A 10913-nucleotide genomic window follows, 5' to 3' on the forward strand; every position below is an offset into this window, starting at 1 on the left:
CCCCGTTTCGGGAAGAAAGTCCGAGGTGCTTCTACCCCTGGGACCAAACGAACAGAGGTGCAGGAGGGCCTCGCCCTCCTGCCGGATGGGGTCTGGGGAAGGCAGAGCCTTCCCCAAGGGCCGGATGGGGTCTGGGGAAGGCGGCGCCTTCCCCAGGGGCCGGATGGGGTCCGGGGAAGGCGGCGCCTTCCCCAGGGGCCGGCTGGGGTCCGGGGTAGGCGGCGCCTTCCCCCGGGGCCGGATGGGGTCCGGGGAAGGCGGCGCCTTCCCCGAAAAGCGCCGGCAACGCCCTTCCCGCCCGGGCTCACCCCTCCTCTCCCGCATGCCGCAGCAGCCACGCGATCCGGTGGTGCTGCGCCGAACTGATATGCGCCCGCATCGCCGCTTCCGCCGCCTCGCCGTCGCGCCGTGAGATGGCCGCGAGCAGCGCCCGGTGCTCCGCATGCGCCTCGCGCGCCCGCGCCGGCTCGCCCAGCATGGTCGGCAGCAGCGCCATCGCGTCGGTGAGCTGGGCGAGGCTGCGCAGCAGGTAGCGGTTGTGCGCCGCCCGGTGCAGCAGGGTGTGGATGCGCAGGTTGATCGCCGAGAGGGCGCGGCCGTCGTCCTGCGCCGCCCCCTCCTCCTCGATCAGATGAGCGAGCGAGCGCAGCTCCGCCTCGCTGGCGTGCTGCGCGGCGAAGCGGGCGGCCGTGCCCTCCAGCACCTCGCGCATCGCGTAGAGCTCGATCACCTGCTGGTGGTCCGGGCGCGGCACGGTCAGGCCGCGCCGCGGCTCGTGGGTCAGCAGCCCCTCCGTCTCCAGCCGCGTCAGCGCCTGCCGCACCGGCGTGCGCGAGACGCCGAGCCGCACCACCAGCTCCGCCTCGGTCAGCCGGCTGCCCGGGGCCAGCGAGCCGTCGCGGATGGCGGCCTTGATCCGCTCGTAGGTCTCGCTGCCGAGGTCGCCGCCGGCCGAACGGGACGAGGGGGAATGTTCCATCGCCGCAGGCATAGCGGGCACCCGGAGTGGCGCAAAGACGAATTGACTCTACAGGATACCTTGGGATACCAAGGAATCCATCAGAGGGAGGACACGATGCGACGACGCGAGGTACTGGGCGAGGTGCTGGGCGGGGTGCTGGCGGCCATCGCCGCGCCGCTGCTGCCCGGAGTGCCGCGGCCCGCGCGCGCCGCCGATGCCGCGACCGGCAACTGGCCGGACCGGCCGATCCGCCTGATCGTCCCCTACGCCGCCGGGGGCGGAACCGACGCCATCGCCCGCGCCGTGGCGCAGAAGGCCGGCGAGCGGCTGGGCGCCACCATCGTCGTGGACAACCGCCCGGGCGGCGCCGGCAACCTCGCGACGAAGCAGGCCGCCGAGGCGGCGCCGGACGGCTACACGCTGCTGGTCGGCAACATCGGCCCGATCGCGGTCAACCCGAGCCTGTTCCGCAACCTCACGCCCGACCCGGCGACCGCGCTCGCCCCGGTGACGCTGCTGGCCGCCGCGCCGATGCTGATCCTGGTGGCGCGCGACCTGCCGGTGCGCGACCTCGCCGGGCTGATCGCGCTCGCGAGGGCGAAGCCGGGCGAGATCACCTACGGCTCGGCCGGCAACGGCTCGGCCAACCACCTCGCGGGCGCGTATTTCGCGCTGCGGGCGGGGATCGACATCCAGCACGTGCCCTATCGCGGCGCCGGGCCGGCGCTGAACGACCTCGTGGCGGGCACATTGCAGATGATGCCGGCCACCCTGCCCTCCTCGATCGGGCTGGTGCGCGACGGGCTGGTGCGGGCGCTGGCCGTCACCTCGGCACAGCGCGTGCCGAGCCTGCCGGCGGTGCCGACCGTCGCCGAGGCCGGGGTGCCCGGCTACGAGATGAGCGGCTGGTACGGGATCATGGCCCCGGCGCGCACCCCGCCCGCCATCATCGGCCGGCTGCGCGAGGCGGTGGCCGAGGCGCTGCGCGAGCCGGCGCTGCGCGAGCGCATCCTGGCGGAGGGCGCCGAGCCGTCCGGCGACACGCCCGAGGAATTCGGCCGCTTCATCGCCGCCGAGCGCGCCAAGTGGGCCGCGGTGGTGCGCGACGCGCGCATCACCGTGGAATGAGGCCGGGGGAGTGGGAACGGACCGAATGAAGCGTGGAAGAAACGCCATGCGCCGCCTCGTCGCCATGCGCCGCGCGACCACGCGGCTCGCCGCCATGCTGCTTACCGCCGGACTCGCCGGAGGTGCGCTGCTCGCCGCGCCACCCGCCGCCGCCCAGCCGGCCGCGCCGGCCGCCTCGGCCGCGTCCTGGCCGGACCGCACCATCCGGATGATCGTGCCCTTCGCCGCCGGCGGCACGGCCGACATCGTGGCCCGGCTCACGGCGAGCTGCCTGACGCCGGTGCTCGGCCAGACCGTGATCGTCGACAACCGTGGCGGCGCCGGCGGCACCATCGGCACCGAGGCCGCGGCCAGGGCGGCGCCGGACGGCTACACCGTCGCGCTGCACACCGTCTCCTCGGCGGTGCTGAACAGCTTCCTGTACCGCCACCTGCCCTACGACGCGCGGCGCGATTTCGCCGCGGTCAGCCAGGTGGCGATGGCGCCCAACGTGCTCGCCGTGCGCGCCGACCTGCCGGCGCGCAACCTGCGGGAGTTCATCGCCCTGCTGCGCGCCCGGCCCGGCCACTACAGCTACGGCTCCTCCGGCGCCGGCACGATCCTGCACCTCTCGGCGGCGCTGCTGGTGCGCATGGCCGGGGTGGAGGCGACGCACGTGCCCTATCGCGGCGAGGGGCCGGCGCTGAACGACCTGGTGGCCGGGCAGATCGACTTCATGGTGAACGTGGTGCCGGCGCTGCTGCCCTACATCCGCGAGGGCCGACTGCGCGCGCTCGGCGTCACCACCGCGACGCGCAGCGCCGCGCTGCCCGACGTGCCGACCATCGCCGAGGCCGGGCTGCCGGGCTACGAGACCTACATCTGGCACGGCCTGTTCGTGCCCGCCGCGACGCCGCGCGCGATCGTCGAGCGGCTCTCCGAGGCCACGGCGCGGGCGGTGCAGGAGCCGGGCTGCCGGCAGCGCTTCACCGATCTCGGCGTCGATCCGGTCGGCTCGCGCGCCGACGCCTTCACCGACTTCTGGGACGAGCAGCTGCGCGCCTGGGGCCCGGTGGTGCGCAACTCGGGCGCCACGCTGGACTGAGCCGCGCCGCACGCCTGCCACATGCCCAGCCACCAGCAAGCTCGCGCCGGCCATGCCCGGCCCCGGAGAATGATGCCATGAGCGACAGCAACCAGCCCATCCGCCTGCTCGTCCTGCCCGGCGACGGCATCGGCCCCGAGATCAGCGCCGCCACGGTGACGGTGCTGGAGGCCCTCGCCCGGCGCCTCGACCTGCGCTTCGCCTTCAGCGAGGCCGCGATCGGCTTCGCCGCGCTCGAGGCCGAGGGCACCACCTTCCCGCAGGCCGTGTTCGAGGCGGCGCAGGCGGCGGACGGCGTGATCCTCGGCCCGGTCTCGCACAACGACTACCCGCCGGCCGACAAGGGCGGGCTGAACCCCTCCGGCCAGTTGCGCAAGCGGCTCGACCTCTACGCCAACATCCGCCCCGCGCGCTCCCGCCCCGGCTTCGCGCCGCGCTGCGGCAAGCCGCTCGACCTCGTGACGATGCGCGAGAACACGGAGGGCTTCTACTCCGACCGCTCCATGCACATGGGCCCGGGCGAGATCATGCCGACGCCCGACCTCGCCATGTCCTTCCGCAAGGTGACGCGCCAGGCCTCGCTGCGCATCGCGGAAAGCGCCTTCGCGCTGGCCAGCCGGCGGCGCAAGAAGGTGACGGCGGTGCACAAGGCCAACGTGCTGCGCATCTCGGACGGGCTGTTCCTGGAATGCTGCCGGCAGGTCGCGGCGCGCTACCCGGAGGTCGCCTACGACGAGAAGATCATCGACGCCATGGCGGCGCTGCTGGTGCGCGACGCCGGCGTGTTCGACGTGATCGTCACCACCAACATGTTCGGCGACATCCTCTCCGACCAGGCCTCCGAGATCTCCGGCAGCCTCGGCCTCGCCGCCTCGCTCAACGCGGGCGAGCACCACGCCGTGGCGCAGGCGCAGCACGGCTCGGCGCCCGACATCGCCGGGCAGGACAGGGCCAACCCGGCCTCGCTGATCGGCTCGGCCGGCATGCTGCTGGGCTGGCTCGGCGAGCGGCGCGGCGAGGCGCGGCTGCTGCGCGCGGCCGCGCTGATCGAGCAGGCGATCGACGACGTGGTCGCGACGCCCGAGGGCCGCACCGCCGATCTCGGCGGCACGCTCGGCACCGCCGCCTTCACGGCGAAGGTGGTCGCGGCGCTGGAAGCGGCGGCGTGACCGGCGGCTTCTGCGACAGCCACATCCACGTCGTCGCGGACGTGGCGCGCCGGCCGATGATCCCCGGCCGCGCCTACACGCCCGGGGTCGCGACGGTGGACCAGGTGCGGCGCCTCGGCGCGCCGCACGGCGTCACCCGCTTCGTGGTGGTGCAGCCGAGCTTCTACGGCACCGACAACACGGTGCTGGTGGAGGCGCTGCGGGAACTGGGCGGCGACGGGCGCGGCGTCGCCGTGCTCGACCCGGCGGAAGCGAGCGAGGGTGAACTGGCGGCGCTGCACGCGGCCGGGGTGCGCGGGCTGCGGCTCAACCTCTACAGCGGGCACGGCGCGCCGGCCGACGACCGGCTGGCGGAACGCTTCGGCGCCGCCGCCGCGCTGGCGGCGCGGCAGGGCTGGCACGTGCAGGTGATCGCGCCGCTCCCCGTGCTGGCCGGGGCGGCGCCGGTGCTGGCGCGGGCCGCCGTGCCGCTGGTGATCGACCATTACGGCCTGCCCGGCGGGCACGCGCCGGGCGGCGAGGCGGGGCGGGCGCTGCTCGGCCTGCTGGCGCGGCCGCAGGTCTGGGTGAAGCTCTCGGCGCCCTACCGCTCGACCGGCGAGGTGCTCGGCGTGGCGCCGGATGCGGCCTGGCTGGCGGCGATCCTCGGCGTGGCGGCGGATCGCTGCGTCTGGGGCAGCGACTGGCCGCACACCCCGCCGCACGAGGCGCAGCCGGGCGGCGGCGCGCCCCTGCCCTACCGGGCGCTGGACTACGGCCGGGTGGTGGCGGGCTTCCGCGCGGCGCTGCCCTCGGCGGCGCTCGCCGACCGGATCATGGGGGCGAACGCGGCGCGGCTCTACGGCTTCGCGGGGTAGGGTCCGGGCGGGACGGCGCCCGCCCGGCACAGGCCGGTGCGAAATTGGAATTGAAATCCAATTCCTGATTGGTCTAGAAGGTCGCCACCGAACACGGAGGCGACGTCCCGCATGCCCGCCCCAACCGACGAGCACGGCCCGGCCGGCATCCTCGGCCGCAGCCTCGCCATCCTGGAGCTGCTCGCCACCGCCCCGGCCGGGCTGCCGATGCAGGAGGTGGCGGACCATCTCGGCATCCCGCGCAGCGCCGCGCACCGGCTGCTCAACGGCCTGGCCGATCACGGCTATGTCCGCCAGGACCGGCAGCGCGGCTTCTACGGGCTGACCACGAAGCTGCTCACCCTCTCGCTCGGCCATCTCGGCGCCAGCGGCGTGACCGACGCGGCGCAGCCCGTGCTGGACCGGCTGGCCGCCGAGACCGGCGAGCTGGCGCGGCTGGCGGTGTGGGACGGCGCGCGGCTGTGCTGGGTGGCCAGGGCGCAGGGCGCCACCACCGGGCTGCGCTACGACCCCGACATGGGCATGGCGGCGCGTCTCTCCGCCTCCGCCACCGGGCACGCGCTGCTTTCCTGCCTGACGGACGCGGCGGCGCTGGCGCTGGTCGCGGCGCAGGGCTTCGGCGCGGCCGGCGAGGTCGGCCCCGCCGCGCCGCGCGACGCGGCTTCCCTGCTGCCCCGCCTCGCCGCCGCCCGCCGGCAGGGCTACGCCGTCGCCATCGCCACGCATGCCGACTGGATGGCCGCCATCGCCGCGCCGCTGCGCCGGCGCGCCGGCGGCGGGCCGATCGGCACGGTCAGCCTCGCCGGGCCGGCGCTGCGGCTGAGCGAGACGCGGCTGCACGAGCTCGCCCCGCGCCTGCTCGCCGCCGCCGCCGAGCTGGAGGCCGTGCTGCCCGGCTCCCCCCTTCTCATCCGACATGCCGAGGCTGCCTGAGCCATGCGCGAACACGCCGAACCCGACACCAGCGCCGCGCGGCGCGACGCCCCGCCGGGCGCGGCCATGGCGGGTGCCGCTGCCGGCGGCGGGCCGACGGCCGCCCGAGCCGGCGCCGAGCCGGCGACCAGCCATGCCGGCGCCGAGCCGGCGACCGGCCATGCCGGCGGCAAGCCGGCGACCAGCCATGCCGCGACGGCGGCCGGTGCGGCCGCGCCGGAGGAATGCGACCTGCTGGTGATCGGCTCGGGCGCCGGCGGGCTGGCCGCGGCCGTCACCGCCGCCTTCCACGGGCTGCGGGTGATCGTGGTGGAGAAGGAGCCGGTGTTCGGCGGCGCCACCGCCTGGTCCGGCGGCTGGATGTGGGTGCCGCGCAACCCGCTGGCGCGCCGCGCCGGCATCGAGGAGGACCCGGAGGCGCCGCGCACCTATCTGCGCCACGAACTGGGCAACCGCTACGACGCGGCGCGGGTGGAGGCCTTCCTGGAGAACGGGCCGCGCATGGTCGCCTTCTTCGAGGCCAACACGGCGCTGCAATTCGAGGCCGGCAACCGCATCTGCGACATCCACGGCGCGACGCCGGGCGCCGGCACGGGCGGCCGCTCGGTGATCGCGGCGCCCTACGACGCGCGGCGGCTCGGCGCGCTGCTGCCGAGGCTGCGGCGGCCGATGCGGGAGACGACCCTGCTCGGCCTCGGCATCCAGGCCGGGCCGGACCTCGCCGCCTTCATGAACGCCACGCGCTCGGCGCGCGCGGCCTGGCACGTGGCGCGGCGCGTGGGGCGGCACCTCTACGACCTCGCCCGGCATGGCCGCGCCACGCAGCTCGTGAACGGCAGCGCGCTGGTGGCGCGGCTGGCGCGCTCGGCCGCCGATCTCGGGGTGGAGATCCGGGTGTCGTCGCCGGCGCGCTCGCTGATCGTCGAGGACGGCGCGGTGCGCGGCGCGGTGATCGGCACGCCCGACGGCGAGCGCGCCATCCGCGCCCGGCGCGGCGTGGTGCTGGCCAGCGGCGGCTTCCCGCACGAGGTGGCGCGGCGGCGCGAGCTGTTCCCGAACACGCCGACCGGGCACGAGCACTGGTCGGTCGCCGTGCCCTCCGCCACCGGCGACGGGCTGCGCCTCGGCGAGTCCGCCGGCGGCGCGGTGGACCGCACGCTCGCCTCGGCGGCCGCCTGGTGCCCCGTCTCGCTGGTGCCCTGGCCGGACGGCACCGTCGGCCACTTCCCGCACATCATCGAGCGCGCCAAGCCCGGCATCGTCGCGGTGCGGCGCGACGGCCGCCGCTTCGTGAACGAGGCCGACGGCTACTACGATGTCGTCGCCGCCCTGCTGCGCGCGACGCCGCCGGGCGAGGAGGCGGCCGCCTGGCTGGTCTGCACCCGCGCCTTCCAGCGGCGCTACGGGCTCGGCGTCAGCAAGCCGGCGCCGGTGCCGGTGGCACCCTGGATACGGGCGGGCTACATCAGGGAGGGGCGCACGGTGGCAGAGCTGGCGGCGGCGTGCGGCATCGACCCGGCGGGGCTGGCCGCGACGCTGGCCGAATACAACCGTCATGCGCGGCGCGGCGAGGACCCGGAATTCGGCCGCGGGAGCACGCCGTACAACCGCTACGGCGGCGACGCCTCGGTGACGCCCAACCCCTGCGTCGCGCCGATCGAGACGGGGCCGTTCTACGCGGTGAAGGTGGTGCCGGGCAGCTTCGGCACCTTCGCCGGGCTGAAGGCGGATGCCGAGGCGCGGGTGCTGGACGGGGCGGGGCGGCCCATTCCCGGCCTCTACGCGGCGGGCAGCGACATGGCGAGCGTGATGGGCGGCTACTACCCGGCCGGCGGCATCAACCTCGGCCCGGCCATGACCTTCGGCTTCATCGCCGGCCGGCACGCGGCCGGGGAAGCCGTGGCCGGTGTGGCGGCGACCGGCCTGGCGGAAGCCGGGATGGCGGCGGCGGACGCGGTTGCGGACGGCGCTTCGCCGGAGACGGCCGGCGGGGGGCGGGCATCGCCGGGCGCGGCCGGCCCGGCGCCGCCCGTGGCGGCCGCGCCGGCCAGGGGTGAGGCGGGGCGCGCGGTTCGGGGGGCGGTGGCATGAGGACGGTCGCCCTCGCGCATCTGACGACGCTCGCGCTCGATCCGCCGGCGATGCTGCGGCTCGCCGCGCGCACCGGCTACGACGCGGTGGGGCTGCGGCTGATCCGCGTCACGCCCGACAGCCCCGGCTATCCGCTGATGGACGACCCGGCGCTGCTGCGCGCGACGCGCGCCGCCATGCGGGAGACCGGCGTCGCGGTGCACGACATCGAGTTCGTGCGGCTCACGCCCGAGACCGAGGTCGCCGCGCTGGAGCCGTTCCTCGCGGCCGGCGCCGAGCTCGGGGCGCGGCAGGCCATCGCGGCGCCCTACGACCCCGACCTCGGCCGCCTCGCCGACCGCTTCGGGGCGCTGTGCGACCTCGGGGCGCGGTACGGGATCGGCGTGGTGCTGGAATTCTTCCCCTGGACCGTGGTGCCCGGGCCGGCGGAGGCGGCGGCGGTCGTGGCGGCGGCCGGCCGCGACAATGGCGGCATCCTGGTGGACACGCTGCATTTCGACCGTTCCGGCGCCACGCTCGACACGCTGCGCGCCATCCCGCCCACGCGCCTGCCCTTCCTGCACCTCTGCGACGCCCCCGCCGCGCGCCCGGCCGACACGGAAGGGCTGCTGCACCAGGCCCGCGCCGAGCGCCTGCCGCCGGGCGAGGGCGGGCTCGACCTCGCGGGGGTGCTGGCGGCGATGCCGGCGGGCATCCCGGTCTCGCTGGAGGTGCCGATGACGGCGCTGACCCGGGAGGCCGGGCCGGAGGCGGTGGCGCGCCGCGTGCGCGAGGCGGCGCGTCGGGTGCTGGAACCGCTCCGACCCGACCGCGCCGGGCCGGAACGGCCCCGGCTTCGGCCAGCCACCTGATACGCTCGGCGGATGAACCTGACCTGTCCGGGCTTGGCTCCCGCGCCACCGCCGACAGGTCAAACAATCCCGCCATGCGCATGAGCCGGCGTCGGGCGGCGGCGCCCCGTCCCCGGCCGCGGTTCTGACGGGCTCCGCGGCGCCGGCCCCGGGAAGGTCCGGCTCGCCGCCCTCCGCGCCGCGCGCCGCGGCGCCGCCGATCCGGGCGGGGGCCCGCACCGGCCCGATGGGCATTTGATGGGCCGGCCCCAGGGAGACCGGCCTAAGAGGGGACCGGCCCAAGGGGGGACCGGCCCGGCCGGCTCACTCCGCCGCCGGCAGCGGCTCGGCGACGGCGAGGACGGGCCTCTCGGCGACCGTGCCGGAGAGCGCGGCGTTCAGCTGGTCGCGGTCCAGCTCGCCCTCCCAGCGCGCTACCACGATCGTCGCCACCGCGTTGCCGATGAAGTTGGTCAGCGCGCGGCACTCGGACATGAAGCGGTCGATGCCGAGGATCAGCGCCATGCCGGCCACCGGCACGGAGGGCACCACGGAGAGGGTCGCGGCCAGGGTGATGAAGCCGGCGCCGGTGATGCCGGCGGCCCCCTTGGAGGAGAGCATGGCGACCAGCAGCAGCAGCACCTGGTCCCAGATGCTGAGGTCGATGCCGACGGCCTGGGCGATGAACAGCGCCGCCATGGTCATGTAGATGTTGGTGCCGTCGAGGTTGAAGGAGTAGCCCGTCGGCACCACCAGCCCCACCACGGACTTGGCGCAGCCGGCCTTCTCCAGCTTCTCCATCAGGGTCGGCAGCGCCGCCTCGGAGGAGGAGGTGCCGAGCACCAGCAGCAGCTCCTCCTTGATGTAGCGGATCAGCGCCAGGATGGAGAAGCCGTTGTAGCGCGCCACCGCGCCCAGCACGACCAGCACGAACAGGATCGAGGTGAAGTAGAAGGTGGCGATCAGCAGCGCCAGGCTGGCGATCGAGCCGATGCCGTACTTGCCGATGGTGAAGGCCATGGCGCCGAAGGCGCCGATCGGGGCGGCCTTCATCAGGATGGCGACCAGCCGGAACATCGCCGTGGAGAGCGAGTTCAGCACCGTCATCAGCGGGTCGGCCTTCTCGCCGATCAGCGACAGCGAGATGCCGAGCAGCACCGAGAAGAACAGCACCTGCAGGATGTCGCCCGAGGCGAAGGCGCTGATCGGCGTGCTCGGGATGATGTTGGTCAGGAAGCCGACCAGCGTGCTCTCGTGCGCCCGGGCGGCGTAGCCCGAGACGGCGCGCGCGTCGAGCGAGGCCGGGTCGATGTTCAGCCCGGCGCCCGGGCGGACGACGTTGGCCACCACCATGCCGATGACCAGCGCCAGGGTGGAGAAGCACAGGAAGTACAGCATCGCCTTGCCGGCGACGCGCCCGACCTTGCCCATGTCGCGCATGCCGGCGATGCCGGTCACCACCGTCAGGAAGATCACCGGCGCGATGATCATCTTCACCAGCTTGATGAAGGCGTCGCCCAGCGGCTTCATCTCGGTGGCGAGGGCCGGCTGATAGTGGCCGAGCAGGATGCCGATGGTGATCGCGGCCAGCACCTGCACGTAGAGGTGCTGGTAGAATTTCCGCGGCTTGCGCGGCGCCGCCGCGGCGTCCGTCCGGACAAAGGCCATTGGATGCTTCCCACCCCCGATGTGTCGCCGCGGCTCCGTCGGATCGCGGCGGCCGGTTGCCGACATCGCGCCGGCTCCGGCGCGCGCAGCGTCGAGGGCAAGCCCTGTGCCAGCCTTCCGGACGGGGCGTGGATCGCGCTAAGCCATTAGAGCATGCTGCGTTTACATGGAAGCGTATCCTGAGTTGGCGAG

General features: G+C 75.2%; 9 protein-coding genes. 7 read left to right on the forward strand and 2 right to left on the reverse strand.

Going from position 1 to position 10913, the window contains the following annotated elements; genetic code table 11:
• Window positions 1-304: 304 nt before the first annotated feature.
• Window positions 305-979 (reverse strand): GntR family transcriptional regulator, encoded by a 675-nt coding sequence (locus M0638_RS22640; RefSeq protein ID WP_248669232.1) that lies wholly within the window; start codon window positions 977-979, stop codon window positions 305-307.
• Window positions 980-1075: 96 nt separating this feature from the next.
• On the opposite strand from M0638_RS22640, the gene M0638_RS22645 reads away from it, so the two are divergent.
• From M0638_RS22645 to M0638_RS22675, 7 genes are all read left to right on the forward strand, one after another.
• Window positions 1076-2089, forward strand: a complete 1014-nt coding sequence (locus tag M0638_RS22645; protein ID WP_248669233.1) for a Bug family tripartite tricarboxylate transporter substrate binding protein — start codon at window positions 1076-1078, stop codon at window positions 2087-2089.
• A 25-nt stretch (window positions 2090-2114) separates the two neighbouring features.
• On the forward strand, window positions 2115-3173 hold the full coding sequence (locus M0638_RS22650; RefSeq protein WP_248669234.1) for a tripartite tricarboxylate transporter substrate binding protein: 1059 nt from the start codon (window positions 2115-2117) through the stop codon (window positions 3171-3173).
• 77 nt (window positions 3174-3250) lie between these two features.
• Window positions 3251-4342 carry an isocitrate/isopropylmalate dehydrogenase family protein gene (locus M0638_RS22655; RefSeq protein WP_248669235.1) on the forward strand — a complete coding sequence of 364 codons (1092 nt, stop codon included), beginning with the start codon at window positions 3251-3253 and terminating at the stop codon, window positions 4340-4342.
• Window positions 4339-5199 carry an amidohydrolase family protein gene (locus M0638_RS22660; protein ID WP_248669236.1) on the forward strand — a complete coding sequence of 287 codons (861 nt, stop codon included), beginning with the start codon at window positions 4339-4341 and terminating at the stop codon, window positions 5197-5199. The genes M0638_RS22655 and M0638_RS22660 overlap by 4 nt, the downstream gene beginning before the upstream one ends.
• 111 nt (window positions 5200-5310) lie before the next feature.
• On the forward strand, window positions 5311-6132 hold the full coding sequence (locus M0638_RS22665; RefSeq protein ID WP_248669237.1) for an IclR family transcriptional regulator: 822 nt from the start codon (window positions 5311-5313) through the stop codon (window positions 6130-6132).
• 3 nt (window positions 6133-6135) lie between these two features.
• A complete protein-coding gene (locus M0638_RS22670; protein WP_248669238.1) occupies window positions 6136-8223 on the forward strand; it encodes an FAD-dependent oxidoreductase in 2088 nt (695 codons plus the stop codon).
• Window positions 8220-9074, forward strand: coding sequence for a sugar phosphate isomerase/epimerase family protein (locus M0638_RS22675; RefSeq protein ID WP_248669239.1), 855 nt, complete (start codon window positions 8220-8222; stop codon window positions 9072-9074). The genes M0638_RS22670 and M0638_RS22675 overlap by 4 nt, the downstream gene beginning before the upstream one ends.
• A 303-nt stretch (window positions 9075-9377) precedes the next feature.
• Here M0638_RS22675 and M0638_RS22680 read toward each other — a convergent pair whose 3' ends face one another.
• A complete protein-coding gene (locus tag M0638_RS22680) occupies window positions 9378-10721 on the reverse strand; it encodes a dicarboxylate/amino acid:cation symporter (RefSeq protein ID WP_248669240.1) in 1344 nt (447 codons plus the stop codon).
• Window positions 10722-10913: the final 192 nt, after the last annotated feature.

This window comes from Roseomonas acroporae (genome assembly GCF_023223525.1).
GTDB classification, from domain to species: domain Bacteria; phylum Pseudomonadota; class Alphaproteobacteria; order Acetobacterales; family Acetobacteraceae; genus Roseomonas_E; species Roseomonas_E acroporae.